This window comes from Pseudomonas shiyinii (genome assembly GCF_056725765.1).
In genome coordinates, this window is the sequence record NZ_CM161522.1 from 297,748 (window position 1) to 322,101 (window position 24,354).

At 64.9% G+C, this 24,354-nt stretch carries 25 protein-coding genes; 20 read left to right on the forward strand and 5 right to left on the reverse strand.

Translation table 11 applies throughout. The features are described 5' to 3' along the window. Nucleotides 1-125: 125 nt before the first annotated feature. The 4 genes from ACXHGZ_RS01480 to ACXHGZ_RS01495 all read left to right on the forward strand — a co-directional run bounded on the left by ACXHGZ_RS01480 (nucleotide 126) and on the right by ACXHGZ_RS01495 (nucleotide 4,419). On the forward strand, nucleotides 126-2,093 hold the full coding sequence (locus ACXHGZ_RS01480; protein ID WP_480462038.1) for a sigma-54-dependent Fis family transcriptional regulator: 1,968 nt from the start codon (nucleotides 126-128) through the stop codon (nucleotides 2,091-2,093). A 66-nt stretch (nucleotides 2,094-2,159) separates the two neighbouring features. Then, nucleotides 2,160-3,509 carry a UDP-N-acetylmuramate:L-alanyl-gamma-D-glutamyl-meso-diaminopimelate ligase gene (gene mpl, locus ACXHGZ_RS01485; RefSeq protein ID WP_480462039.1) on the forward strand — a complete coding sequence of 450 codons (1,350 nt, stop codon included), beginning with the start codon at nucleotides 2,160-2,162 and terminating at the stop codon, nucleotides 3,507-3,509. Further along, nucleotides 3,506-4,135, forward strand: a complete 630-nt coding sequence (gene ubiX / locus ACXHGZ_RS01490) for a flavin prenyltransferase UbiX (protein WP_480462041.1) — start codon at nucleotides 3,506-3,508, stop codon at nucleotides 4,133-4,135. Before mpl ends, ubiX begins: the two co-directional genes overlap by 4 nt. Further along, the gene (locus tag ACXHGZ_RS01495; protein ID WP_480462043.1) at nucleotides 4,132-4,419 is read left to right on the forward strand and encodes a YceK/YidQ family lipoprotein; all 288 of its coding nucleotides are present in this window, start codon (nucleotides 4,132-4,134) and stop codon (nucleotides 4,417-4,419) included. Before ubiX ends, ACXHGZ_RS01495 begins: the two co-directional genes overlap by 4 nt. A 180-nt stretch (nucleotides 4,420-4,599) precedes the next feature. Here the strand turns inward: ACXHGZ_RS01495 and ACXHGZ_RS01500 are convergent, their stop codons facing one another. The 3 genes from ACXHGZ_RS01500 to ACXHGZ_RS01510 all read right to left on the reverse strand — a co-directional run bounded on the left by ACXHGZ_RS01500 (nucleotide 4,600) and on the right by ACXHGZ_RS01510 (nucleotide 7,536). Further along, nucleotides 4,600-5,244 (reverse strand): oxidoreductase, encoded by a 645-nt coding sequence (locus ACXHGZ_RS01500; protein ID WP_480462045.1) that lies wholly within the window; start codon nucleotides 5,242-5,244, stop codon nucleotides 4,600-4,602. A gap of 26 nt (nucleotides 5,245-5,270) precedes the next feature. Further along, on the reverse strand, nucleotides 5,271-7,004 hold the full coding sequence (locus ACXHGZ_RS01505) for a C13 family peptidase (RefSeq protein WP_480462046.1): 1,734 nt from the start codon (nucleotides 7,002-7,004) through the stop codon (nucleotides 5,271-5,273). Nucleotides 7,005-7,080: 76 nt separating this feature from the next. After that, on the reverse strand, nucleotides 7,081-7,536 hold the full coding sequence (locus ACXHGZ_RS01510; RefSeq protein WP_480462047.1) for a MaoC family dehydratase: 456 nt from the start codon (nucleotides 7,534-7,536) through the stop codon (nucleotides 7,081-7,083). A 168-nt stretch (nucleotides 7,537-7,704) separates the two neighbouring features. Between ACXHGZ_RS01510 and ACXHGZ_RS01515 the strand changes: the two genes are divergently transcribed. Genes ACXHGZ_RS01515 through ACXHGZ_RS01525 form a run of 3 tightly spaced genes read left to right on the forward strand, consistent with a single transcriptional unit; the run spans nucleotide 7,705 to nucleotide 9,380 of the window. Continuing rightward, nucleotides 7,705-8,067, forward strand: a complete 363-nt coding sequence (locus ACXHGZ_RS01515) for a CidA/LrgA family protein (RefSeq protein ID WP_084855562.1) — start codon at nucleotides 7,705-7,707, stop codon at nucleotides 8,065-8,067. After that, entirely contained in the window at nucleotides 8,064-8,780 is a 717-nt protein-coding gene (locus ACXHGZ_RS01520; RefSeq protein WP_084855561.1) for an LrgB family protein, read from the forward strand. Before ACXHGZ_RS01515 ends, ACXHGZ_RS01520 begins: the two co-directional genes overlap by 4 nt. 9 nt (nucleotides 8,781-8,789) lie before the next feature. Beyond that, the gene (locus ACXHGZ_RS01525) at nucleotides 8,790-9,380 is read left to right on the forward strand and encodes an LON peptidase substrate-binding domain-containing protein (RefSeq protein WP_480462049.1); all 591 of its coding nucleotides are present in this window, start codon (nucleotides 8,790-8,792) and stop codon (nucleotides 9,378-9,380) included. A gap of 112 nt (nucleotides 9,381-9,492) precedes the next feature. Here ACXHGZ_RS01525 and ACXHGZ_RS01530 read toward each other — a convergent pair whose 3' ends face one another. Both ACXHGZ_RS01530 and ACXHGZ_RS01535 read right to left on the reverse strand, forming a co-directional pair. Then, complete coding sequence (locus ACXHGZ_RS01530) at nucleotides 9,493-10,809, reverse strand: bifunctional DedA family/phosphatase PAP2 family protein (protein ID WP_480462050.1); 1,317 nt, start codon at nucleotides 10,807-10,809, stop codon at nucleotides 9,493-9,495. Nucleotides 10,810-10,812: 3 nt separating this feature from the next. Then, a complete protein-coding gene (locus ACXHGZ_RS01535) occupies nucleotides 10,813-11,505 on the reverse strand; it encodes a DNA-3-methyladenine glycosylase (RefSeq protein ID WP_480462052.1) in 693 nt (230 codons plus the stop codon). Nucleotides 11,506-11,770: 265 nt separating this feature from the next. On the opposite strand from ACXHGZ_RS01535, the gene ACXHGZ_RS01540 reads away from it, so the two are divergent. The 13 genes from ACXHGZ_RS01540 (at nucleotide 11,771) to ACXHGZ_RS01600 (ending at nucleotide 24,303) form a co-directional block, all read left to right on the forward strand. After that, nucleotides 11,771-13,042 (forward strand): glutamate-5-semialdehyde dehydrogenase, encoded by a 1,272-nt coding sequence (locus ACXHGZ_RS01540; RefSeq protein ID WP_480462053.1) that lies wholly within the window; start codon nucleotides 11,771-11,773, stop codon nucleotides 13,040-13,042. Between the two features lies 1 nt (nucleotide 13,043). Then, entirely contained in the window at nucleotides 13,044-13,703 is a 660-nt protein-coding gene (nadD, locus tag ACXHGZ_RS01545; RefSeq protein ID WP_084855556.1) for a nicotinate-nucleotide adenylyltransferase, read from the forward strand. A gap of 43 nt (nucleotides 13,704-13,746) precedes the next feature. Then, the gene (gene rsfS / locus ACXHGZ_RS01550; RefSeq protein ID WP_084855555.1) at nucleotides 13,747-14,166 is read left to right on the forward strand and encodes a ribosome silencing factor; all 420 of its coding nucleotides are present in this window, start codon (nucleotides 13,747-13,749) and stop codon (nucleotides 14,164-14,166) included. 9 nt (nucleotides 14,167-14,175) lie between these two features. Next, nucleotides 14,176-14,643, forward strand: coding sequence for a 23S rRNA (pseudouridine(1915)-N(3))-methyltransferase RlmH (rlmH, locus tag ACXHGZ_RS01555; RefSeq protein WP_084855554.1), 468 nt, complete (start codon nucleotides 14,176-14,178; stop codon nucleotides 14,641-14,643). 17 nt (nucleotides 14,644-14,660) lie between these two features. Continuing rightward, complete coding sequence (gene mrdA, locus ACXHGZ_RS01560; RefSeq protein WP_480462056.1) at nucleotides 14,661-16,550, forward strand: penicillin-binding protein 2; 1,890 nt, start codon at nucleotides 14,661-14,663, stop codon at nucleotides 16,548-16,550. Nucleotides 16,551-16,588: 38 nt separating this feature from the next. After that, nucleotides 16,589-17,692: a rod shape-determining protein RodA gene (gene rodA, locus ACXHGZ_RS01565; RefSeq protein WP_172402970.1), complete on the forward strand. Its 1,104-nt coding sequence runs from the start codon at nucleotides 16,589-16,591 to the stop codon at nucleotides 17,690-17,692. Nucleotides 17,693-17,709: 17 nt separating this feature from the next. Continuing rightward, nucleotides 17,710-18,720 (forward strand): lytic murein transglycosylase B, encoded by a 1,011-nt coding sequence (gene mltB, locus ACXHGZ_RS01570; protein WP_480462058.1) that lies wholly within the window; start codon nucleotides 17,710-17,712, stop codon nucleotides 18,718-18,720. Continuing rightward, nucleotides 18,720-19,724 carry a septal ring lytic transglycosylase RlpA family protein gene (locus ACXHGZ_RS01575; protein WP_465001688.1) on the forward strand — a complete coding sequence of 335 codons (1,005 nt, stop codon included), beginning with the start codon at nucleotides 18,720-18,722 and terminating at the stop codon, nucleotides 19,722-19,724. Before mltB ends, ACXHGZ_RS01575 begins: the two co-directional genes overlap by 1 nt. A gap of 338 nt (nucleotides 19,725-20,062) precedes the next feature. After that, nucleotides 20,063-21,223 carry a D-alanyl-D-alanine carboxypeptidase family protein gene (locus ACXHGZ_RS01580; protein WP_084855550.1) on the forward strand — a complete coding sequence of 387 codons (1,161 nt, stop codon included), beginning with the start codon at nucleotides 20,063-20,065 and terminating at the stop codon, nucleotides 21,221-21,223. 73 nt (nucleotides 21,224-21,296) lie between these two features. Beyond that, nucleotides 21,297-21,572, forward strand: a complete 276-nt coding sequence (locus tag ACXHGZ_RS01585) for a DUF493 domain-containing protein (RefSeq protein ID WP_043211184.1) — start codon at nucleotides 21,297-21,299, stop codon at nucleotides 21,570-21,572. After that, nucleotides 21,572-22,219, forward strand: a complete 648-nt coding sequence (lipB, locus tag ACXHGZ_RS01590) for a lipoyl(octanoyl) transferase LipB (protein WP_324817267.1) — start codon at nucleotides 21,572-21,574, stop codon at nucleotides 22,217-22,219. Before ACXHGZ_RS01585 ends, lipB begins: the two co-directional genes overlap by 1 nt. Before the next feature lie 2 nt (nucleotides 22,220-22,221). Continuing rightward, a complete protein-coding gene (gene lipA, locus ACXHGZ_RS01595; protein ID WP_480462060.1) occupies nucleotides 22,222-23,229 on the forward strand; it encodes a lipoyl synthase in 1,008 nt (335 codons plus the stop codon). Between the two features lie 135 nt (nucleotides 23,230-23,364). Then, nucleotides 23,365-24,303 (forward strand): S66 peptidase family protein, encoded by a 939-nt coding sequence (locus ACXHGZ_RS01600; RefSeq protein ID WP_480462062.1) that lies wholly within the window; start codon nucleotides 23,365-23,367, stop codon nucleotides 24,301-24,303. Nucleotides 24,304-24,354: the final 51 nt, after the last annotated feature.

A 24,354-nucleotide genomic window follows, 5' to 3' on the forward strand; every position in this document is an offset into this window, starting at 1 on the left:
ACGCGTTGCGTGACAGTTTGTACCGTTCCCGGCGCAGCCCATGACTCGTCGGTCAGCGTGCCATTGCAAAGCCTCGATGGGTGGAGGATGCTGGCGGGACGCTCTATCTGCGGAGAACAAGAACGATGCAGAGCAACGCCTTCAGCCGCCACGCCCACCAGGTCCTCACGGTCGCCCGTGGCCAGGCCAGCGGGCCGGGCAGCGACCCGTCGATCGCCCGCTCCTGGCTGCGCTGCCTGGAGGACTACCACCTGGACCCGGCGCTGGCCCAGGCGCCCGTCGTGCTGGAGCATGGCCGCCTGCTGGAAAGCCGTGAGCGTCTGCGCCAGGTATTGCAGATCGCCGATACCGAAATGAACAGCCTGCATCAGCAGCTTTCCGGCGCCGGTCATGCGGTGTTGCTGACCGATGCGCGCGGAATAATCCTCAATTGCGTCACTGCCCCTACCGAGCGGCGTATCTTCGAGCGTGCCGGGTTGTGGCTGGGCGCGGATTGGAGCGAGGCCAGCGAAGGTACCAACGGCATCGGCACTTGCCTGGTCGAGCGCCAGGCCCTGACCATTCATCAGGGCGAGCATTTTCGTGGCCGGCATACCGGCCTGACCTGTTCGGCGAGCCCGGTGTTCGACCCGCACGGCGAGCTGCTGGCGGTGCTCGATGTGTCGTCGGCGCGTCCGGACGTCTCGCGCCAGAGCCAGTTCCACACCATGGCACTGGTCAACCTCTCGGCGAAGATGATCGAGAGCTGTTATTTCCTACGTCATTTCGAAGGCCAATGGCTGCTGCGCTTCCACCTGCAGGCCGAGTCGGTCGGGCTGTTCAGCGAGGGGCTGGTGGCGTTCGATGGCAATGGGCGGATCTGCGCGGTCAACCAGAGCGCACTGAACCTGCTGGGCACCATTCGCGGTGGGATGCTTGGCAAACCAGTGGAGATGTTCTTCGCCTGCAGTCATGACGAACTGTTCAGCCGCGCCACGCCTCAGGGCAGCGCCGCCTGGCCGTTGCATACCCGCGACGGGCGCCAGGTATACGCCAGCCTGCGCGGGCAGGGGCGTACCTCGGCCTGGTCGGTGCCGGCCAGCCTGGCCGAGGCCCGGCGCGAGGCGCCTGAGGGCATCTGCCTGGTCGACCCCGCGCTGGCGCTCGACCTGAAGCGCGCCGTGCGTGTGTTCGAACGTGACGTGCCGTTGCTGCTGCAGGGCGAGACAGGGTGCGGCAAGGAGGCGTTCGCCCAGGCCGTGCACCGGGCCAGCCAGCGCCGGCACAAACCGTTCGTGGCCATCAACTGTGCATCGATCCCCGAGAGCCTGATCGAGAGCGAGCTGTTCGGCTATCGCGGCGGCACCTTCACCGGGGCGCGCAAGGAAGGTATGCGTGGCAAACTGCTGCAGGCCGATGGCGGCACCTTGTTGCTCGATGAGATCGGCGACATGCCGCTGGCCTTGCAGACACGCCTGTTGCGGGTGCTGGAGGAGCGCCAGGTGGTGCCGATCGGTGGCGAGCCCCAGCCCGTGGATGTGCGCATCATCAGTGCGACCCACCGCGACCTGCTGGAGCGGGTACAAGAGGGCAGCTTCCGCGAAGACCTGTACTACCGCCTCAATGGCCTGGAAGTGGCCTTGCCGGCCTTGCGCGAGCGCAGCGACAAGGCGCAGTTGCTGGACTTCCTGCTGGCGCAGGAGGCTGGCGGGCAGCCGGTTGACATCGAGCCTGCGGCGCGCCAGGCACTGTTGGCGTTCGCCTGGCCAGGCAACGTGCGGCAGATGCGCAATGTGCTCAAGACGCTGGTGGCGCTGTGCGAAGATAACCGCATTGCCTATGCCGACCTGCCTGCAATCGTCAGGACGTCCACGGGGCCTGCTGGCGCCATCGCGGGACAAGCCCGCTCCCAGGACGACCCTGCTGGCGCCATCGCGGGGCAAGCCCGCTCCTACAAGGACCGTGCGACGCTCGAAGGCGCCGAACGGGCCGCGTTGCTGGCAGTGCTCGAAGAAAAGCGCTGGCACATGACCCATACCGCCGAGCATCTGGGCATCAGCCGCAATACCTTGTATCGAAAACTGCGCAAGCACGGCATTTCGAAGGTCGGCTGAGCGAAACAGCGAGTGCGATTTCCCTCGCCCTGGGCTACCCTGCCTCGACGTTTTGCGAGGTCGACCATGCACATTCACATTCTCGGTATTTGCGGCACTTTCATGGGTTCGCTGGCGGTGCTGGCCAAGGAGCTGGGCCACCGGGTCACCGGCTCGGACGCCAACGTCTACCCCCCGATGAGCACCCAGCTCGAAGCCCAGGGCATCCAACTGACCCAGGGCTACGATCCGGCCCAGCTGGAGCCGGCACCCGACCTGGTGGTGATCGGTAACGCCATGTCCCGGGGCAACCCCGCGGTGGAGTACGTGCTGAACAAGGGCCTGCCCTACGTCTCCGGCCCACAGTGGCTGGCCGACCATGTGCTGCAGGGGCGTTGGGTACTGGCCGTCGCCGGTACCCACGGCAAGACCACCACCAGCAGCATGCTGGCCTGGGTCCTGGAACATGCCGGCATGAGCCCGGGCTTCCTGATCGGCGGCGTGCCACAGAATTTCTCCGTATCAGCCCGCCTGGGCGGCACCCCGTTCTTCGTGGTCGAGGCCGACGAATACGACAGCGCCTTCTTCGACAAACGCTCCAAGTTCGTCCACTACCACCCACGCACGGCGATCCTCAACAATCTTGAGTTCGATCATGCGGATATCTTCCCGGATCTTGCATCCATCGAGCGGCAGTTCCACCATTTGGTGCGAACCATTCCCAGCGAAGGCCTGGTCATCCACCCCACCACCGAGCAAGCCCTGGAGCGCGTGATCGGCATGGGTTGCTGGACGCCGGTGCAGACCACCGGCGAAGGTGGTCAATGGCAGGCCCGGTTGCTCAGTGCCGATGGTTCGCACTTCGAAGTGCTGTTCGAGGGCGCGGTGCAGGGGGTGGTCGAGTGGGAACTGACCGGCCAGCACAACGTCGCCAATGCCCTGGCGACCCTGGCGGCGGCCCGCCATGTAGGCGTGGCTCCGGCCATGGCCATCGAAGGCTTGAGCGCGTTCAAGAGCGTCAAGCGGCGCATGGAGAAAGTCGCTGAAGTTCAGGGCGTCACCATCTATGACGACTTCGCCCATCACCCGACGGCCATTGCCACCACCCTCGACGGCCTGCGCAAGCGTGTCGGCGAGGCGCCGGTGATTGCCGTCATCGAACCGCGCTCCAACTCCATGAAGCTTGGCGCCCACCGCGATGGCCTGCCCGACAGCGTCGACAATGCCGACCAGGTGATCTGGTACGCACCGCCCAACCTGGGCTGGGACCTGGCGACCACGGCGGCGCAATGCAAGGTGCCAGCCGTGGTGGCCGGCAGCCTCGAGGCGATCATCGAGCGGGTCAAGGGCCAGGCCCGCCCAGGCACTCATGTGGTGATCATGAGCAATGGCGGCTTCGGCGGCCTGCACGGCAAGCTCGCCGAGGCCCTCAAATGAGCGGGCCGGAGCGCATCACGCTGGCCATGACCGGTGCTTCGGGGGCGCAGTATGGCCTGCGCCTGCTCGACTGCCTGGTGCGTGAGGATCGCGAAGTGCATTTCCTCATCTCCAAGGCGGCGCAGTTGGTGATGGCCACCGAGACCGACGTGGTGCTACCGGCCAAGCCCCAGGCGATGCAGGCATTCCTGACCGAGTACACCGGCGCCGCCGACGGGCAGATCCGTGTGTACGGCAAGGAAGACTGGATGGCGCCGGTAGCCTCGGGCTCCGGCGCGCCTGCGGCCATGGTGGTGGTGCCTTGTTCCACCGGCACCTTGTCGGCCATTGCCACAGGCGCTTGCAACAACCTGATCGAACGTGCCGCGGACGTGACCTTGAAGGAACGGCGCCAGCTGATCCTGGTGCCGCGCGAGGCACCGTTCTCGACCATTCACCTGGAGAACATGCTCAAGCTGTCGCAGATGGGCGCTGTGATCCTGCCGGCGGCGCCGGGCTTCTATCACCAGCCGCAGACCATCGACGACCTCGTCGATTTCGTGGTGGCGCGTATCCTCAACCTGATGAACATCCCGCAGGACATGTTGCCGCGCTGGGGTGAACATCACTTCGGGGTCGACGATTGAGGCGTGCACTGGCGGGGCTATTGGTGCTGGCCCTGCTCGGTGGCTGCGCGACCGTGCGGACGCTGGACGCCAACAAACCGGGCGCACCGGTGGTGTACGCCGGAACGCGGCTGGACCTGTATATGATGAACGGAGGATGCTGCCCCGAGGACCGTTTCGGGGCCAAGGCGCCGGCGTATCCTGGGCTCGACCTGCCGGGCAGCGCGCTGCTCGATACCCTGTTGCTGCCGTTGTCGCTGTTGACGGCATTGGGGGTTGGTTTCCAGGCAACCGGCGGTCTGTGATGCGCTGATCGCCGGCAAGCCGGCTCCCACTTGGATCCGTGTGGACGCAACTGTCTTGAGTGGCTTGCCCTGGCCCTATCGCTGGCAAGCCGGCTCCCACAGATAGGGCAGTGTCTCTGAAAGCAGCACAGGACAGGTGGGAGCCGGCTTGCCGGCGATTTGGCTGGAAGCGACCAGGGGTTATTTCTTGCCCAGCTTGCGCAACTCGTCGGATTCGACGATCCGCACTCCATCCTCTTCTTCCAGCGCCAGGCGCCACAGCGCCCGGGCCAAGGTGCACGCCTCGATCCCCCGGTACTTGCCAGGTATCAGCCGTGAGAACGGGGCGGCCAGACGCTCACCTATCCGCGGCTCCAGGCGTTCGCCGAGCAGCAGCGAAGGACGGACGATGGTCAGCTGCGGCCAGTCCTGGGCCTTGAGCGCTTCTTCCATTTCGCCCTTGACCCGGTTGTAGAAGATCGACGACTTGGGATCGGCCCCCAGGGCGCTGACCACCAGCAGGTGGCGGGCGCCCATTTCCCGGGCGCGTTTGCTGAACGCCACGACCATGTCCAGGTCGACGGCGCGGAAGGCGGTTTCCGAACCTGCCTGCTTGAGGGTGGTGCCCAGGCAGCAGAAGGCGATATCCACACGGCCGGCCAGTTGCGGGAGAAACACGGCCGGGTCGCCCACGGGGTTTTCCAGGTGCGGATGCTCGGCCAGTGGCCGACGGGTAGGGGCCAGCACCCGGCTGATGGTGGGTTCGTTGAGCAGCCGGTCGAGCAGGTGTTCACCCGTCAGGCCTGTTGCTCCGGCAAGTAATACATGCTGAGGCGTCAAGTACATGATGTCTCTCCCTTGTTACACACAGCTTAGCGGGTGGCAGGCGATTTTTCCTGTTGACCCACCGCTGGCTGGGCTTCATTGCGCAAGGCTTCCTCGGCCTGCTGCCGGCGTAGGCGCTGCCAATGTGCGAGCACCGGCGGTGGCGCCCAGAGCTGCGGCTCGGAGGCTTCGAAGCCTTCTCTCCTTTCTCGTTCGGCAACACTGGCGCGGGCCAGTTCGAACGCTTGTTTCAGATCGTCGGTCTGGTTCAGGGCCTCGGCGAACAGGGCGTCGCCGAAGTAGGTGAAGTCGGCTTCTTCCGAGCAGCCGAAGGACACCCGGTCCGGGCGGGCGGCGGTCATGACCAGGGTGCGTTCGTCCTTGAGCGGTACGATGTAGCCACCGGAATAGCAGGCCGAAATGACAATGACCTTGTCACGGTCCTTGAGCGGAGCCAGGGCGCTGGCCAGTTCGTCGGCGGCAAGGTCCGCCAGTTGCAGGCGCGGCTGGTCGAGCACCAGTTGGTGGTCCTGGCTGCCATGGCTGGTGAGGTAGATGAACACCAGGTCCTCGGGGCCGCTGCGCTCGGCCAGGGTGCGGGCAGCGCGGGTGAGGTTCTCGCGGGTGGCCATGGGGCGATCGGCCATATGGTCACGGTGGTTGACCAGGGCTACCTGGCCATGGGCGCCGAAGCGGACCTTGAGCATGTTGCTGACATAATCGGCCTCGCGCAGGAATACGCTTTGCTGGCCATCACCTGCCACCACCAGGCTGTACAGTTCGATGGGCGCCTGGCTGGGCGGCACTGCGGCCAATGCCTTGTCCAGCAGCCGGCCCTGGTTGAGCAGGGCCAGGTCAAGCGGGTCGGGGAGTAGCTGGCCCTTGGCATCACGCACGCGTACGCCGTTGATCCAATAGCCCTTGCTCACCTTGCCGTTGGCCTGTATCAGCCGGCCTTCGCCGTGGTAGGCATCGTTCTCGAAGCCGCCGATGTACTGGCTGCCGTCGGCCAGTTGCAGGCGGCCCTGGCCATGGAAGCGCCACTCACGGAAGCTGCCTCGGTAGCGGCTGCCGTCGCTGCCGAGCATTTCGCCTTGGCCGTCCAGGGAGCCATCCTTGAAATCGCCGATCCACACATCGCCTTCTGCGTTCTCGTAGCGGCCGCGACCCTCCAGGCGATTGTCCTTGAACTCGCCGATGTACTGCTCGCCGTCGACGCTGTCGTAGGTGCCGCTGCCTTGCAGCAGGCCATCGATGAAACGGCCGCTGAACTGGTTGCCGCTGGCATCGCTGCGCACACCGGCGCCGTTGGGCTTGCCCTTGGCGAACAGGCCCTGGTAGCGGCTGCCGTCGGCCAGTTCGAGCTCGCCAGCACCTTCATACAGGTCGTCCTTGAACTGGCCACGGTAGGTCTGGTCGTTCTGCTTGAGGGTCCCTTCGCCGTCGCGTCGGCCATGCTTGAAGGTGCCGGCATAGTGGCTGCCTGGGGTGGTCAGGTCGCCCAGACCGTGGAACAGGCCTTCGGCGAACTGGCCACGATAGACTTCGCCATTGCTGCCATGCCATTCGCCCTGGCCATGCCATTGACCGTTCTGGAAGGTGCCGGCATACCAGCTGCCGTTGGGGTAGTCGATGCGCCCCTCGCCCTGCAGCAGGCCATCTACCACCTGGCCCCGGTAGCGTCCGCCGTCAGGCAGGCGGGCGTCCGGTGGTGACAAGGGTTCGCCCTCGCCGCAGGCAGCGAGCAACAGGGTCAGGGTCAGGGGCAGCAGGGCACGCATGGCAGGTTCCGGGCAAACGATGCGTCGAGTATGCCGCAGAAGCAGAAGCGGAGACAGCCGGGGAGGCTGCGGTGGTTCAGACGAAACACAGCGAAAGGGGTTCGGCGATGTAGGCGGGTTTCTCCTCGCCTTCGATCTCCAGGGTGGCGGTGACCTTGAGCAGCCATTGCCCCGGCTTCTTCTCGGTGGCTGCGGCCAGCTCGACGCTCAGCCGCACCCGGCTGTCGACCTTCACCGGCTGGATGAAGCGCACGCTGTCCAGCCCGTAGTTGAGCGCCATCTTCAGGCCTTCGGGCAATACGAGGATGTCCTCCATCAGCTTGGGAATCAGCGATAGCGTGAGGAAGCCATGGGCAATGGTGCTGCCGAACGGCGTCTTTGCGGCCTTCTCGGGGTCCACATGGATGAATTGGAAGTCCCCGGTGGCCTCGGCGAATTGGTTGATGCGTAGTTGGTCGATCTTCAGCCACTCGGAACGCCCCAAAGGCTTGCCGACATAGTGCGATAACGCGCTCACAGGTACATAGGGCATCGTGACTCTCCAAGTAGTGTTGCGCGTCGGTAGGCTTGACCTGGTACGAGTGTGCAAGATCAGCACGCTGTGGCAATACAGTCAAGTTGTCATCTTTTCGCCGCAAATCGCCTTATAGACGCCCCGGAGCCGTGCTTATAATGGCCGCACTGCCCGGAGGAGATCCTTATGCTGTTGCGTGGTTTGACCTGGCTGGTGCTGTTTCAGCTGCTGGGTACGGCGATCAATCACCTGTTCCTGCCCATCCTGCCCGGGCCGATCATCGGCCTGCTCTTGCTGCTGGTGACCCTGATGATCCGGGGCGAGGTCGGCAAGCCCTTGAACGAGGCGTCCAGCAGCCTGCTGCGCTACCTGCCGCTGTTGCTGGTGCCGCCGGCGGTGGGGGTGATGGTCTACGCCAAGGATATCGCCGCCGATTTCTGGGCTATCGCGGGCGCGCTGCTGATCTCGTGCCTGGTGACCCTGGTCTTCGTCGGTGTGCTGATGCAAAAGCTCATCCACCGTCAGGGCAAGCGCAAGGAGCAGGCATGATGTTCGACTGGCAAGGCGCGCTCGACGCCGTCATCCACCACCCCCTGTTCGGCATCGGCATTACCCTGGGTGCCTACCAACTGGTGCTGGCCGCCTACGAGAAAACCCGCTGGATCTTCCTGCAGCCGGTGCTGGTGTCGATGTTGCTGGTCATCGGTGTGCTGGTGACCTGCGGCATCGATTATGTCGAGTACCGCAGGAGCACGGAAATCATGGCCACCCTCCTGGGCCCCGCCACCGTGGCCCTGGCAGTGCCGCTGTACCTGAACCTGCGGCGTATCCGCCAGCTGTTCTGGCCCACATTTACTACGCTGGTAATCGGAGGCCTGTTCGCCACCGTGGCCTGTTTGTTGCTGGGCTGGTGGTTCGGTGCCGAGCACATGATCCTGATGACCATGGCGCCGAAGTCGGTGACATCGCCCATTGCCATGCTGGTGGCCGAGCAGATCGGCGGCGTGGCGGCGCTGGCGGCGGTGTTCGTGTTGATCACCGGGGTGATCGGCGCGATCTTCGGCCCGGCGTTGCTGACCCGCTTTGGTGTGCACAGCCCCGAGGCCCGTGGCATGTCCCTGGGCGTGACCGCTCATGCGGTGGGCACTTCGGTGGCCTTGCAGGAAAGTGACGAATGCGGCGCCTTCGCCGCGCTGGCAATGAGCCTGATGGGGGTGGCCACGGCGGTGTTCCTGCCGCTGGCGATCAGCCTGGTGGCTTGAGGACGGACGATGACGCTACCGCTGTTTCCCCTCGATACCGTGCTGTTTCCCGGTTGCCTGCTCGACCTGCAGATCTTCGAGGCGCGCTACCTGGACATGATCAGCCGCTGCATGAAGCAGGGCTGCGGGTTCGGCGTGGTGTGCATCCTCGAAGGCGAGCAGGTCGGCAAGGCGCCGCCGGTGGTCGCCTCGGTCGGCTGCGAGGCGATGATCCGTGACTTCGTGCAGCAGGACAACGGCCTGCTCGGTATCCGTGTCGAGGGCGTGCGGCGTTTTCGCCTGGAACAGACCGAGGTACAGAAGGACCAGCTGATGGTTGGTGAGGTGCAGTGGCTGCCGGAGCTGGCGGACAGCGCCCTGTCCGAGCGGGACGATGACCTGCTGGCCTTGCTCCAGGCCCTTGGCGAGCACCCCATGGTGGCAGCACTGGACATGCCACGCGCGGTGGATGGCTGCCAGTCCCTGGCCAACCAGCTGGGCTATCTCTTGCCGTTCATGGAAGAGGACAAGCTCGACCTGCTGGCAATCGACTCGCCGCAGCTGCGGCTCGAGGCGATCCAGGACCTGCTGGAGCGGATCCAGGGCGAGTTGTTCGCCTGACGTCTCTCGTACTGTGCACCGGCCCTATCGCCGGCAAGCCGGCTCCTACACGTGAAGCATCTGCGTATCCGTGGGAGCCGGCTTGCCGGCGATAGGGCCGGTGCAGCATTCATCAGTACTGATAGCGCAGCAGCGCCTGGGGCAGAGCATACAAGGCAAAGAACGCCAGCAGCGCCACGCACGCTGGCAGCACCAGCCACCACACCCGCAACGGCAGGGCATCGAGCGGCGTGCGATATTGCGCCAGCGTCAGGCTGACGGCACACACGCAGCAGGCCAGCAGGGCGCCGGCCATGATGTCCGTCGGCCAGTGGGCCCCGAGGTACACCCGCGACAGCGCGATCGCCAGGGCCGGCAAGCACCCCAGCATTACCCAGGTCAGGCGCATGCGTGGCGGCTGGCCTCGCCCGGCCAGCACGGCCAGCACCAAGAAGAACGCGAAAGATGCCGAGCTGTGGCCGCTGGGCATGCTATAGCTGGTCAGCGGGTCGGTCAGCACCTCGGGGCGGGCGCGGGCGAACAGCCATTTCAAGGTGCCGTTGGCGAGCGCCGTGCCCACCAGGGCACCGCCGGCGAACAGCGCATGGCGCCATTGCCTGGCCAGCAGCAGAAGGCCCGTGAGCAGGGCGCCCAGGCATAGTTGGGTGCGGAAGTCGCCCAAGCGGGTGATGACCACCACCAGGCCATCGATGGCTTCGCTGCGATGCTCCTGGACCAGCGTCATCACGCCCTGGTCGAATTCATGCAGGTAGGGCCAGCCGATGAACACCGCCGCCAGGGCCAGGAAGCTCAGGCTCGCGATCAGGCGGGTACCGTGGCGTTGGTCGCGAATGCTGCTGTGCAGGCTCAAGCCGATCAACACGGCCAGGGTGCCCGCGATGATGCCGGCATCGAGCCAGAAACCTTCCGGCAGCGGCAGGCGCATGGCTGCGCCCGTGGCCCAGCCGGGCAAAAGGTAGGCCACCGACCAGCCGGCACCGGCCACCAGGCTCACCGCGATGAAGCGCGGCAATGGCATGTCGAACATACCCGCCACCATGGGCAGCATCGGCCGCAGCGGGCCGATGAAGCGGCCCACCAGCAGGCTGGCGATGCCGTAGCGGTGGAAATAGGCCTCGGCGCTGGCGATCCATTCCGGGTGATGGCGCAGCAGGGGCAGGCGCCGGATGTTCTGGTGGAACTTCTTGCCCAGGCCGTAGGAGATGGCATCGCCCAGCAGGCCTCCGGCAAAGCCCAGCAGCAAGGTCTCGCCGAGGCTGAAGGCACCGCTGCCGGCCAGCACGGCCACGGCGAACAACAGGACGGTGCCCGGCACGACGATGCCGGCGATGGCCAGGCATTCCACGCAGGCCACCAGGAAAATTGCCAGGCCAAGCCACTGCGGGTTGGCGCTGAGCCAGCCGGTCAGGCTGTCGAGCCATTGGCCCATGAGTCAGCTTCCTTGTTCCAGGATAAAGAAATCACGCCCTTCGACTTGGCCCCGGCGCAGCGGGTTCCTCGTGCAAAAGCGGGCGAATTCGGCATCGACGAAGCGGTACGGCAAATGTTCGTCACGGCCGTGGGGGATGCCCAGGCGGGTGGTCTGGATCACCCGCGGTACGGTAATTGCGCAGTCTTCGACATACAGGCGCTCGGGGTCGAAGCGCTTGGCGTCCCAGTTCGGTACCTTCAGGCCCAGGGCCCGGCACAGCAGGGTCTGGCCGGCGCACAGGCGCTCGGCCGGGCGCAGGTTGCCGCTGGCATCGGGGTTGTTCAGTTGCATCTGTGCCAGGCTGTTGGCATCGGAGATGGCATCCACCCAGGGGTAGGCGGACTTGATCAGCACGGCATTGCCCGGGCCATGGGCGCTGAAGTTCAGCGAGTCGCCACCGCGGGCGTAATACATGTAGATGTGGCCGCCATCGAGGAACAGCGCCTTGCGTTTTTCCGTATAACCGAGAGAGGCATGGCTGCCTTTGTCGGTGAGGTAGTAGGCCTCGGTCTCGATGATCCGGGCCGCAAGCCAGAGATCGCCATGGCGATGGCGGATCACCTTGCCCAGCAGTTCGCGGGCTACGGTCTGGGCGTCGCGGTCGAAGAAACTGTCGGGCAGGGCTCGGGCCGGGCAGGGGGCGGGTGCTTGCATGCTGGCGGTTCGCGGTCTGTGAAGCGCGAATGATAGCAATTAATGGCTTAATCGAGGCTGAACGTAGGGTGGGGCTTGGAGGTGGTTGGCTTGGGAGGTTTAGCGCCTGTGGGATCGAGCGCCGCCCGCGCGGCGCTCGATCCCACAGACACCGCAATCTCCCAGCTAACCAAGAGATTTTCGACCATCCGCCACCCGCCGCTGGGCGTACCGGAGCGTGCCAGTTATAATCAGCCGATTTCCCCTTCGCCAAGACACCGAGCCCATGACTGAGTCCGTTCTTGACTACATGACCCGCCTGGGTCGCGCCGCCCGTGAGGCCTCGCGGGTGATCGGCCGTGCCAGCACCGCGCAGAAGAACCGCGCCCTGCAGGCCGCCGCAGACGCTCTGGACGCCGCCCGCGCTGAGCTGACCGCAGCCAACGAACAGGACCTGGCCGCCGGCCGTGCCAACGGCCTGGAGCCGGCCTTGCTCGACCGTCTGGCCCTGACCCCGGCGCGCATCGACGGCATGATCACCGGCCTGCGCCAGGTGGCCGGCCTGCCGGACCCGGTGGGCGCGATCCGCGACATGAGCTACCGTCCGTCGGGCATCCAGGTCGGCAAGATGCGTGTGCCGCTCGGGGTGATCGGGATCATCTACGAGTCGCGCCCGAACGTGACCATCGATGCCGCCAGCCTGTGCCTGAAGTCCGGCAACGCCACCATCCTGCGCGGCGGCTCCGAGGCCATCCACTCCAATCGCGCCATTGCCGCCTGTATCCAGCGTGGCCTGGCCGAGGCCGGCCTTCCGGCGGCGGTGGTGCAGGTGGTCGAGACCACCGACCGCGCAGCCGTGGGTGCGCTGATCAGCATGCCGGAATTCGTCGACGTCATCGTTCCGCGCGGTGGCCGTGGCCTGATCGAACGCATCAGCCGTGATGCCCGCGTCCCGGTGATCAAGCACCTGGACGGTATCTGCCATGTATTCGTCGACCAGCACGCCGAGCTGGACAAGGCCTGGCGCGTTGCCTTCAACGCCAAGACCTACCGCTACGGTATCTGTGGCGCCATGGAGACCCTGCTGGTGGACGCCAGCGTCGCCGAAGCCTTCCTGCCGGAAATGGCCCGCCGCTTCCAGGAAAAGGGCGTCGAGCTGCGCGGTTGCGAGCGCACCCGGGCGGTCATCGAGGCCAAGGCGGCCAGTGAGGACGACTGGCACACCGAATACCTCGACGCGATCCTGTCGATCCGCGTCGTCGATGGCCTGGAACAGGCCATCGAGCACATCAACCACTACGGCTCGCACCACACCGACTCGATCATCACCGAGCACCAGGGCCGGGCCCGGCGCTTCATGGCCGAGGTCGACTCGGCATCGGTCATGCTCAACACCCCGACCTGCTTCGCCGATGGCTTCGAATATGGCCTGGGCGCGGAAATCGGTATTTCCACCGACAAGCTGCACGCCCGCGGCCCGGTGGGTCTGGAAGGCCTGACCTGCGAGAAGTACGTGGTGATCGGCGACGGCCAGCTGCGCGGCCAGGAGTCCTGCTGAGTTGAGCAAGGCCCAGGCAGTCCGGCGCGTCGGCATTCTAGGCGGCACCTTCGACCCCGTGCACATCGGCCACCTGCGCAGCGCGCTGGAAGTGGCCGAGTTCATGGGGCTCGACGAGCTGCGCCTGTTGCCCAACGCCCGGCCGCCACACCGCGACACCCCGCAGGTGGCGGCTGAAGACCGTCTGGCCATGGTGCGTAGCGCCGTGGAGGGCGTCGAACGCCTGAGCGTGGATGCGCGCGAACTGGCGCGTGACAAGCCGTCGTATACCATCGATACCCTCGAGTCGATCCGCGCCGAACTGGGCGCTGACGACCAGTTGTTCCTGGTGCTGGGTTGGGACGCATTCTGCGGCCTGCCCGGCTGGCATCGCTGGGAGGAGCTGCTGCAACACTGTCACATCCTGGTGCTGCAACGCCCGGATGCCGATGTCGAACCCACTGACGAGCTGCGCAACCTGCTGGCGGCGCGTTCGGAGAGCGATCCCACCGCCATGTCCGGCCCGGCGGGGCACATTTCGTTCGTCTGGCAGACACCGCTCGCGGTGTCCGCCACGCAGATCCGACAGCTGCTGGCCAGCGGCAAGTCGGTACGGTTCCTGGTGCCGGACGCAGTACTGGCCTATATCGAGGCGCACGACCTTTACCGTGCGTCGCACTGATGGCGCCCGCAGGCGCCTCATTCATGAATTGAACGAGTTTCTTATGAGCAAGCAGAAAATCAACGGCGAAGAATTGGTCAACCTGGCCAAATCGGCCCTGGAAGACGTCAAGGCCCAGGACATCCAGGTCATCGATGTACGTGAAAAGCACAGCCTGACCGACTACATGATCATTGCCACCGGTACCTCCAACCGGCAGATCAACGCCATGGCCGAGAAGGTCCGTGAGATCGTCAAGCAGCAGGGCGTGCAGCCCCTGGGCGAGGAAGGCAAGGGCGACAGCGATTGGGTGTTGCTGGACCTCAACGACGTCATCGTGCACATGATGACTGCCGCCGCGCGCCAGTTCTACGACCTCGAGCGCCTGTGGCTGGGTGCCGAGCAGAGCCGCTCCGCCGATGGCAAGCACCACAGCCCGGAGAACGCCCACAGCTACTCCGAAAACCTCAAGGACCGGGGCTGAGGGCACGCTGTGCGCCTGCGTCTGATCGCGGTCGGCTCGCGCATGCCCCGCTGGGTCGAGGAAGGTTGGCATGAATATGCCAAGCGCCTGCCCCCGGAGCTGTCGCTCGAGCTGGTGGAAATCCCGCTGAACACCCGTGGCAAGAATGCCGACGTCGCCCGCCTGATCCGCCAGGAGGGCGAAGCCATGCTGGCCAAGGTGCAGCCGGGTGAACGCATCGTCACCCTCGAGGTCCATGGCAAGCCCTGGAGCACCGAGCAGCTGGCGACCGAGCTGGACCGCTGGCGCCTGGATGCGCGGACGGTCAACCTGATGGTAGGTGGCCCGGAAGGGCTGGCGCCGGAAGTCTGCGCCCGCAGTGAACAGCGCTGGTCACTGTCGCCGTTGACCTTGCCGCACCCGTTGGTAAGGATACTGATCGGCGAGCAGATCTACCGCGCCTGGACCGTGCTGTCCGGGCACCCTTACCACAAATGAGCCTGTAAGCCCGCCCGATGTCGCAGCCGATTCGTCTCAAGGACCACGAGAAAGACGCCCGCCTGGTGCGCAACCGCGTCGTGGTCGGCGCAGTGGCGGTCGTGCTGCTGGTGTGCGTGCTGATCGCCCGGCTGTACTACCTGCAGGTCATCCAGTACGACTATCACTCCACGCTGTCGGAGAACAATCGGGTACATGTGCAGCCGATCCCGCCGACCCGCGGGCTGATCTTCGACCGCAATGGCGTGATCGTCGCCGACAACCGCCCAAGTTTCAGCCTGACCATGACCCGCGAACGCGCCGGCGAGTGGCGCCAGGTGCTCGACACCATCGTCGAGGTGCTGGGGCTGACCCCGGACGACCGTGCCTTGTTCGAAAAACGCATGAAGCAGGGGCGCCGGCCGTTCGAGCCGGTGCCGATCCTGTTCGAGCTGAGCGAGGAGCAGATCGCCCGTATTGCCGTCAACCAGTTCCGCCTGCCTGGCGTGGACGTGGCGGCGCAACTGGTGCGCCATTACCCGCAGGGGGCGCATTTTGCCCACTCGGTGGGGTATGTCGGGCGGATCAACGAAAAAGAGCTCAAGACCCTCGATCCGGTCAACTACAGCGGCACCCACCATATCGGCAAGACCGGCATCGAGCGCTTCTACGAAGCCGAACTGCATGGCCAGGTTGGTTACGAGGAAGTCGAGACCAACGCTCGGGGCCGGGTGTTGCGGGTACTCAAGCGCACGGACCCGATCCCGGGCAAGGACATCGTCCTGAGCCTGGACATCAAGCTGCAGGAGGCGGCCGAGAAGGCCCTGGGCGGTCGTCGTGGTGCGCTGGTCGCGCTCGACCCACGTACCGGCGAGGTGCTGGCCATGGTCAGCCAGCCGAGCTTCGACCCCAACCTGTTCGTCACCGGCATCAGCTTCAAGGCCTACGCCGAGCTGCGCGACTCGATCGACCGGCCGCTGTTCAACCGTGTGCTGCGCGGCCTGTACCCGCCGGGTTCGACCATCAAGCCAGCAGTGGCCATCGCAGGCCTGGACAGTGGTGTGGTGACTGCCAGCAGCCGTGTATTCGACCCGGGCTACTACCAGTTGCCCAACTATGACCACAAGTACCGCAACTGGAACCGCAGCGGCGACGGCTGGGTCGACCTGGACACCGCGATCATGCGGTCCAACGACACCTACTTCTATGACCTTGCCCACAAGATGGGCATCGATCGGTTGTCCGCCTACATGAACAAGTTCGGCATCGGCCAGAAGGTTTCCCTCGACATGTTCGAGGAGTCGGCCGGCCTGATGCCGTCGCGTGAATGGAAGCGCGCCACCCGCCGCCAGGCCTGGTTCCCCGGCGAGACCCTGATCCTCGGCATCGGCCAGGGCTACATGCAGGCCACCCCCCTGCAGCTGGCCCAGGCCACCGCGCTGATCGCCAACAAGGGCAAGTGGAACCGCCCGCACCTGGCCAAGACCATCGAAGGCAAGCCGCCCGTGGACGAAAACCCCATGGCGGACATTGTCCTGCGCGACAAATCCGACTGGGCCAAGGTCACCCACGGCATGGAGCAGGTGATGCACGGCGCCCGCGGTACCGCGCGCAAGGCCGCCCTCGGTGCCCAGTACCGCATTGCCGGCAAGAGCGGTACCGCCCAGGTGGTGGCGATCAAGCAAGGCGAGAAATATGACCGCAACAAGCTCCAGGAACGTCACCGCGACCATGCCTTGTTCGTTGCCTTCGCCCCGGCCGAAGACCCGAAGATCGTGGTCTCGGTGATGGTCGAGAACGGCGAGTCCGGCTCCGGCGTCGCGGCACCGGTGGTCCGTCAGGTGATGGACGCCTGGCTGCTCGACGAGAACGGCCGCCTCAAACCCGAATTCGCTCCTGCCACCGTCGTCCAGGAATCGGCCCCGTGAAGAACAATTTCGATCGCATGCTCTCCAGCGAGGACGTGATGCGGCGACGCGCGAGCTTCCTGCAGCGCATCCACATCGACGGCCCTCTGCTGGTCATCCTGCTGACCCTGGCGGCCGGCAGCCTGTTCGTCCTCTATTCGGCCAGCGGCAAGAACTGGGACCTGTTGATGAAGCAGGCCAGCTCGTTCGGCCTGGGTCTGGTGTCGATGTTCGTCATCGCCCAGCTCGAGCCTCGCTTCATGGCGCGCTGGGTGCCCCTGGCGTACGTGGTCGGGGTGCTGCTGCTGGTGGTGGTGGACGTCATGGGCCACAACGCCATGGGCGCCACGCGCTGGATCAACATCCCCGGGGTGATTCGCTTCCAACCCTCGGAATTCCTCAAGATCATCATGCCGGCGACCATCGCCTGGTACCTGTCCAAGCGCACCTTGCCGCCGGACCTCAAGCACGTGGCGATCAGCCTGGTGCTGATCGGCGTGCCGTTCATCCTGATCGTGCGCCAGCCCGACCTGGGCACGGCATTGCTGATCCTGGCTTCGGGCGCGTTCGTGCTGTTCATGGGCGGCCTGCGCTGGCGCTGGATCATTAGCGTGATCGCCGCCGCCGTGCCGGTGGCGGTGGCCATGTGGTTCTTCGTGATGCACGACTACCAGAAGCAGCGGGTGCTGACCTTCCTGGACCCGGAGAGCGACCCGCTGGGCACTGGCTGGAACATCATCCAGTCCAAGGCGGCGATCGGTTCGGGTGGGGTGTTCGGCAAGGGCTGGCTGCTAGGCACCCAGTCGCACCTGGACTTCCTGCCAGAGAGCCATACCGACTTCATCATCGCCGTGCTCGGCGAGGAATTCGGCCTGGTCGGCATCTGTCTGCTGCTGCTGATCTACCTGCTGCTGATCGGGCGCGGCCTGGTGATCACAGCCCAGGCCCAGACCCTGTTCGGCAAGCTGCTGGCAGGCAGCCTGACCATGACGTTCTTTGTATATGTATTCGTCAATATCGGTATGGTCAGCGGCCTTCTGCCCGTGGTGGGCGTGCCGCTGCCCTTCATCAGCTATGGCGGAACTTCGTTGGTGACGCTGCTGTCAGCGTTTGGCGTTCTGATGTCGATCCATACGCACCGCAAATGGATTGCACAGGTTTGAATAAGGTGAAGAATTTCATGCAAGCAGTGCGTGGCTGGGCTGCCCGTTGTGCGCCCTGGATTGGCGCGATGGGCTTGTTCGGCGCAGTCCAGCAGGCCAATGCCGGCGATTACGAGCGCTCGCCCCAGGTGGCCGAGTTCGTCGGCGAGATGACCCGCGACTACGGCTTCGCCCGGGAGCAACTGATGGGCGTGTTCGGCGAGGTGAAGCGCAAGCAGTCGATCCTCGACGCTATCTCGCGTCCGGCCGAGCGGGTCAAGCCCTGGAAGGACTACCGGCCGATGTTCATCACCGATGCCCGCATCGCCCGTGGCGTGGACTTCTGGCGCCAGCACGAGGCGACCCTGGCCCGCGCCGAGCAGGAGTATGGCGTGCCAGCGCAGGTCATCGTCTCGATCATCGGCGTGGAGACCTTCTTCGGTCGCAATACCGGCAACTTCCGCGTGATCGACGCCTTGTCCACCCTGGGTTTCGACTACCCGCCGCGCGCCGAGTTCTTCCGCAAGGAATTGCGTGAATTCCTCCTGCTGGCCCGTGAAGAGCAGCTCGATCCACTGACCCTCAAGGGGTCGTACGCCGGTGCCATGGGCCTGCCGCAGTTCATGCCGAGCAGCTTTCGCAGCTACGCCGTGGATTTCGACGGCGACGGCCACATCAATATCTGGAACAACCCGGATGATGCCATCGGCAGCGTCGCCAACTATTTCAAGCGCCACGGCTGGGTGGCCGGCGAGCCTGTGGTCAGCCGCGCGCTGGTGGTCGGCGAGCGCGCCGACGAGGGCCTGACCACCGGTATCGAGCCGGCCAAGACTGTCGGAGAGTTGCGAGCCCTGGGCTGGTCGAGTCATGATGCGCTGCGCGATGATCTGCCGGTCACGGCCTTCCGGCTCGAAGGCGAGCAGGGCCCGGAATACTGGATGGGCCTGAAAAACTTCTACGCGATCACGCGTTACAACCGCAGCGTGATGTACGCCATGGCGGTGCATCAGCTTTCGGAACAGCTGGTTCAAGCACGGGGCGTCAAGTAATGCGCGTAATTTTCTCCACCCATTCCCTCAAGCTGCTGGGCTGTGTCGCGGTCGGCCTGGCCCTGGCCAGCTGCTCCTCCAATCGCGCCACAGCGCCCAAACAAAGCGGCAATGTCGTGCGTACCCAGCCCGGGCTGGACATCAACCGGGCGCACAAGGACGGCGCCCCCTGGTGGGACGTGGATGTGAACAAGATCCCCGACGCCACGCCGACCGTGCACACCGGCGCCTACAAGGCCAACCCCTACACGGTGCTGGGCAAGACCTACTACCCGATGCAGGACTCGCGCAACTACCGTGCCGAAGGTACCGCGTCGTGGTATGGCACCAAGTTCCATGGCCAGAACACCGCCAACGGCGAGCTCTACGACCTCTATGGCATGAGCGCGGCACACAAGACCCTGCCGTTGCCGGCCTACGTGCGGGTGACCAACCTGGCCAATGGTCGCAGCGTGATCCTGCGGGTCAACGACCGTGGCCCGTTCTACTCCGACCGTATCATCGACCTGTCCTACGCGGCGGCGAAGAAGCTCGGCTATGCCGAAATCGGCACCGCCCGCGTGCGCGTCGAGGGGATCGACCCGCAGCAGTGGTGGGCCGAGCGTGGCCAGCCGGCGCCCATGGTGCTCAAGCAGCCCCAAGTGGCCCAGACCCAGGCGATTCCGGCCAACACCGGCAAGGTCGAGCAGTGGACGCCGCCGCCCCAGCAGCATGCGGCGCCGGTGGTGCCGGTGCAGGTGGGCGGCAACAATGTACCGGCCAACAACGGCGGCAGCTTCCTGCAGGTCGGGGCCTTCGCCAACCCGGATGCCGCCGAGTTGCTGCGCGCCAAGCTCAGCACCATGGTCAGTGCGCCGGTGTTCATCAGCTCCATCGTGCGTAACCAGCAGACCCTGCATCGCGTGCGCCTGGGGCCGATCAACAGCCAGGGCGAGATCCAGCAGGCCCAGGACAGCATTCGCCTGGCCAACCTGGGGCAGGCCAAGCTGGTCACGGCCGACTGATCCACGACTTTTTCTGTAGGAGCGGCCTTGTGCCGCGAAAGGGCCGCAACGCGGCCCCTGATTTCGGCGTCACCGCACTATGGCAGGGCCGCTGCGCAGCCCTTTCGCGGCACAAGGCCGCTCCTACCGGTTGTGCACCGGCAACAGGCGTACAGCCAAACTGTCGGTTTTGTCATGAATTGCCGGCTCTGGCCATGTACAATGTCGGCTTTTGCCCGCAGCGACATAACGCCGCATTTTGCGGGCCCGGCCGACGGCCTCAAAAACTAGCCTGACTGGCGCCGGGCACACGATGTGGCCCGCGAAACATCAGACCATTAGCGATTTTCGAGAGACGGATGAACATCACCAACCTTGCCAAACGACTTTGCCTGCCCGTTCTGCTGATGATCACGCCCGCTGCCTTCGCGGCGGAGCAGATGATGCCATCGCCACCGCAGCTGGCTGCCAAGTCCTATGTACTCATGGATGCGTCCAGCGGCAACGTGCTGGTCGAGAACAACGGTGACGAGCGCCTGCCGCCGGCCAGCCTGACCAAGCTGATGACCGCCTACATCGCCACCCTGGACATCCGCCGTGGCCAGATCGGCGAGAACGACCCGGTCACCGTCAGCGAAAACGCCTGGCGCACCGGTGGTTCGCGCATGTTCATCAAGGTCGGCTCCCAGGTCAGCGTCAGCGACCTGCTGCACGGCATCATCATCCAGTCGGGCAACGACGCCTCGGTGGCCCTGGCCGAACACATCGCTGGCAGCGAAGACGCCTTCGCCGACATGATGAACAAGACTGCCGCTGACCTGGGCATGTCCAACAGCCACTTCATGAACCCAACCGGCCTGCCGCATCCGGAGCACTACTCCTCGGCCCACGACATGGCCGTGCTGGCACGCGCGATCATCGACGAAGACCCGGCCCACTACGCCATCTATTCGCAGAAGGAATTCTTCTGGAACAACATCAAGCAGCCTAACCGCAACCTGCTGCTGTGGCGTGACAAGACCGTCGATGGCCTGAAGACCGGCCACACCGACGAAGCCGGCTACTGCATGGTGGCGTCGGCCGTTCGTGACGGCCAGCGCCTGATCGCCGTGGTGTTCGGCACCAACAGCGAGCAGTCCCGCGCTGCCGAGACCCAGAAGCTGCTGACCTACGGTTTCCGCTTCTTCGAAACCCAAACCTTCTACCAGAAGGGCACCGAGCTGACCCAGGCTCCGGTCTGGAAGGGCGCCACCAGCCAGGTGAAGGCGGGCCTTGCCAACGACCTGACCCTGACTATGCCTAAAGGCCAATTGAAGCGCCTCCAGGCTTCGATGACCATGAACCCGCAGCTCACCGCACCGATCGCCAAAGGTGACGTGATCGGCAAAGTGGAAGTCAAACTGGACGAGAAAGTGGTTCACAGCGCCGACCTCATCGCCCTCGACGGCGTCGAGGAAGGTGGTTTCTTCCGCCGTATGTGGGATAGCATCCGTCTGTTCTTCTACGGGTTGTTCAACTGATACGTGACCTGCATGCCCCCGCGTATCCTGCGGGGGCATTGTTGTTGCCACGGCTTACGAGGCCGTTTCCGCCATGAGCGAACCTGACGTCAAGTCGCACAAGATCGAATTCCCCTGCGACGATTACCCGATCAAGGTAATCGGCGATACCGTGGTCGGTTTCAAGGACACCGTGATCGAGATCCTGAGCAAATATGCCAAGGTCGACCTGTCCACCCTGGCCGAGCGCCAGAGCAAGGAAGGCAAGTACACCACGGTACAGCTGCACATCGTTGCCGAAAGCGAGAACCAGCTGCACGATATCAACAGCGCCCTGCGCGCGACCGGCATCGTGAAAATGGTGCTTTGATGCCGTCCTGCCTCGGTTTTCGCGATCTCGGCCTGCAGCCCTATGAACCGGTGCTGGAAGCCATGCGTCGCTTCACCGAGCAGCGTAGCCCGGACAGCCAGGACGAAGTCTGGCTGGTCGAGCATCCAGCGGTCTTCACCCAGGGTCAGGCCGGCAAGGCCGAGCACCTGCTGGTGCCGGGCGATATCCCGGTGGTGCAGACCGACCGGGGCGGTCAGGTGACCTACCATGGCCCTGGGCAGTTGGTGGCCTACCTGCTGCTGGACGTTCGTCGCCTCGGCTTTGGCGTGCGCGAGCTGGTCAGCCGTATCGAACAGACGTTGATCGACCTGCTGGCCAGCTACGGTGTCCAGGCCATGGCCAAGCCCGATGCGCCGGGTGTCTATGTCGAGGGGGCGAAGATCGCGTCCCTCGGCCTTCGAATCCGCAACGGTCGTTCCTTCCACGGCCTTGCTCTGAACGTGGACATGGACCTTGCGCCATTCCGCCGAATCAACCCCTGTGGGTATGCGGGGCTGGCCATGACCCAGCTGCGAGACCTGGCAGGCCCGATCGAACTCTCCGAGGTCAGGACAAGGCTGCGCGGACAGCTGGTCAAGCACCTCGACTATGCTGAGCAGACGACCCTCACGGGCGGAATCGACTGAATATGACAACAACTGTGCAAGAAACCGTGCCAACCCCGGAAGCTACCGTGCGCCCCGCGCCGAAGAAGGTCGAGGCGGGCGTCAAGCTGCGCGGCGCCGACAAGGTCGCGCGTATCCCGGTCAAGATCATCCCCACCGAAGAGCTGCCGAAGAAACCCGACTGGATCCGCGTGCGCATCCCGGTTTCCCCGGAAGTCGACCGGATCAAGCAATTGCTGCGCAAGCACAAGCTGCACAGCGTCTGCGAGGAAGCCTCCTGCCCGAACCTGGGCGAGTGCTTCTCCGGCGGTACCGCAACCTTCATGATCATGGGCGACATCTGCACCCGTCGCTGCCCGTTCTGCGACGTCGGCCATGGCCGGCCCAAGCCGCTGGACGTCGATGAGCCGAAGAACCTGGCCATCGCGATTGCCGACCTGCGCCTGAAGTATGTGGTGATCACTTCGGTGGACCGCGACGACCTGCGCGACGGCGGTGCCCAGCACTTCGCCGACTGCATCCGCGAGATTCGTGCGCTGTCGCCTGGCGTGCAACTGGAAACCCTGGTTCCGGACTACCGCGGGCGGATGGACGTCGCGCTGGAAATCACCGCGCAGACCCCGCCGGATGTGTTCAACCACAACCTGGAGACTGTACCGCGCCTGTACAAGGCCGCGCGCCCCGGTTCGGACTACGACTGGTCGCTGGACCTGCTGCAGAAGTTCAAGCAGATGGTGCCGCATGTGCCGACCAAGTCCGGCCTGATGCTGGGCCTTGGCGAAACGGACGAGGAGGTCATCGAGGTGATGCAGCGCATGCGCGAGCACGACATCGACATGCTGACCCTGGGCCAGTACCTGCAGCCTTCGCGTAACCACCTGCCGGTGCAGCGTTTCGTGCACCCGGACACCTTCGCCTGGTTCGCCGAGGAAGGCTACAAGATGGGCTTCAAGAACGTCGCTTCCGGCCCGCTGGTACGCTCCTCGTACCACGCCGACCAGCAAGCCCACGAAGCCAAGATCAAGCTCTGAGCCTGGCTGTGTGACCCATGCCGATGCGCGCCGGAAGGCGCCATCGGCATTTTTGTTTGCAGGGAGGTGTTCCCCCTGCACTGGGCCCAGGGCATGCGTGATCGTGCCGGCCTCGTACCTGCTAGGAGTTGCTCGATGAATTGCCCCGAATCCCTCGACATGCACTTGGCAACTGCCATACCGGCCAATGCCTGCTTCGCCATCATCGCCCCGGCCGGCCCGGCCCGGCTGGATGGGGAGAAAGCCCACCGCTGGTTCACCAGCCGGGGCATGCAATGCCGGCTGTATCCCGGGGTCAGCCAGGCGCAGGGCTACCTGGCCGGCAGCGACCAGCAGCGCCTCGATGACCTGCATGCAGCGTTCGCCGACCCGGACATCGACGCCATCCTGTGCATGCGCGGAGGTTACGGCAGCATGCGCCTGCTCGACCGGCTCGACTTCGACCTGATCCGCCGCCATCCCAAACCGTTGATCGGCTACAGCGACATCACCGCCTTGCACACTGCGCTCAACCGCCACGCCGGGCTCATCACCTTCCACGGCGCGATGCTCAATGCCGACCTGTTGGGCGAGAAGCGGGAGCCGACTGTGCCGTCATTGCTCGGCCAGCTCAGGGGTGAGTTGGGCGAAGGTGACGTGTTACGCCATCCTGATGCCTATCCGCTGACCTGTGTGCAGCCTGGCGTGGCGAGCGGGCGCTTGCTGGGTGGCAACCTGTCGCTGCTCTGCGCCACCCTGGGGACGCCTGCCGAGATCGACAGCCAGGGCTGCATCCTGTTCATCGAAGACGTCAACGAGCCGTTGTACCGGGTCGACCGGTTGCTGACCCAGTTGCGCCTGGCAGGCAAGCTGGACGGGGTGCGAGGCGTGTTGGTGGGCGATTTCGCCGGGATCACCGTGCCGTCGATGGTGCCGTTGCTCAAGGATATCTTCGGGCCGTTGGGCGTACCGGTATTGGCGGGGTGGCGCAGTGGGCATTGCGACCCGAACCTGTGCCTGCCGCTGGGGGCCAGGGTGCGGTTGGACAGTGAGAAGCAGGTACTGGTACTGGAGCAGGGGTTGTTCAAGGCTTGAGGTGGTTGGGGCTGCTTCGCAGCCCTTTCGCGGCACAAGGCCGCCCCAACA

Excerpts from the sequence above, each read along its gene's own strand:
- ACXHGZ_RS01480 (WP_480462038.1), top strand. The coding sequence starts at position 126 with ATGCAGAGCAACGCCTTCAGCCGCCACGCCCACCAGGTCCTCACGGTC.
- mpl (WP_480462039.1), top strand. The coding sequence starts at position 2,160 with ATGCACATTCACATTCTCGGTATTTGCGGCACTTTCATGGGTTCGCTG.
- ubiX (WP_480462041.1), top strand. The coding sequence starts at position 3,506 with ATGAGCGGGCCGGAGCGCATCACGCTGGCCATGACCGGTGCTTCGGGG.
- ACXHGZ_RS01500 (WP_480462045.1), bottom strand. The coding sequence starts at position 5,244 with ATGTACTTGACGCCTCAGCATGTATTACTTGCCGGAGCAACAGGCCTG.
- ACXHGZ_RS01505 (WP_480462046.1), bottom strand. The coding sequence starts at position 7,004 with ATGCGTGCCCTGCTGCCCCTGACCCTGACCCTGTTGCTCGCTGCCTGC.
- ACXHGZ_RS01510 (WP_480462047.1), bottom strand. The coding sequence starts at position 7,536 with ATGCCCTATGTACCTGTGAGCGCGTTATCGCACTATGTCGGCAAGCCT.
- ACXHGZ_RS01515 (WP_084855562.1), top strand. The coding sequence starts at position 7,705 with ATGCTGTTGCGTGGTTTGACCTGGCTGGTGCTGTTTCAGCTGCTGGGT.
- ACXHGZ_RS01520 (WP_084855561.1), top strand. The coding sequence starts at position 8,064 with ATGATGTTCGACTGGCAAGGCGCGCTCGACGCCGTCATCCACCACCCC.
- ACXHGZ_RS01525 (WP_480462049.1), top strand. The coding sequence starts at position 8,790 with ATGACGCTACCGCTGTTTCCCCTCGATACCGTGCTGTTTCCCGGTTGC.
- ACXHGZ_RS01530 (WP_480462050.1), bottom strand. The coding sequence starts at position 10,809 with ATGGGCCAATGGCTCGACAGCCTGACCGGCTGGCTCAGCGCCAACCCG.
- ACXHGZ_RS01535 (WP_480462052.1), bottom strand. The coding sequence starts at position 11,505 with ATGCAAGCACCCGCCCCCTGCCCGGCCCGAGCCCTGCCCGACAGTTTC.
- ACXHGZ_RS01540 (WP_480462053.1), top strand. The coding sequence starts at position 11,771 with ATGACTGAGTCCGTTCTTGACTACATGACCCGCCTGGGTCGCGCCGCC.
- rsfS (WP_084855555.1), top strand. The coding sequence starts at position 13,747 with ATGAGCAAGCAGAAAATCAACGGCGAAGAATTGGTCAACCTGGCCAAA.
- mrdA (WP_480462056.1), top strand. The coding sequence starts at position 14,661 with ATGTCGCAGCCGATTCGTCTCAAGGACCACGAGAAAGACGCCCGCCTG.
- rodA (WP_172402970.1), top strand. The coding sequence starts at position 16,589 with ATGCGGCGACGCGCGAGCTTCCTGCAGCGCATCCACATCGACGGCCCT.
- mltB (WP_480462058.1), top strand. The coding sequence starts at position 17,710 with ATGCAAGCAGTGCGTGGCTGGGCTGCCCGTTGTGCGCCCTGGATTGGC.
- ACXHGZ_RS01575 (WP_465001688.1), top strand. The coding sequence starts at position 18,720 with ATGCGCGTAATTTTCTCCACCCATTCCCTCAAGCTGCTGGGCTGTGTC.
- ACXHGZ_RS01580 (WP_084855550.1), top strand. The coding sequence starts at position 20,063 with ATGAACATCACCAACCTTGCCAAACGACTTTGCCTGCCCGTTCTGCTG.
- ACXHGZ_RS01585 (WP_043211184.1), top strand. The coding sequence starts at position 21,297 with ATGAGCGAACCTGACGTCAAGTCGCACAAGATCGAATTCCCCTGCGAC.
- lipB (WP_324817267.1), top strand. The coding sequence starts at position 21,572 with ATGCCGTCCTGCCTCGGTTTTCGCGATCTCGGCCTGCAGCCCTATGAA.
- lipA (WP_480462060.1), top strand. The coding sequence starts at position 22,222 with ATGACAACAACTGTGCAAGAAACCGTGCCAACCCCGGAAGCTACCGTG.
- ACXHGZ_RS01600 (WP_480462062.1), top strand. The coding sequence starts at position 23,365 with ATGAATTGCCCCGAATCCCTCGACATGCACTTGGCAACTGCCATACCG.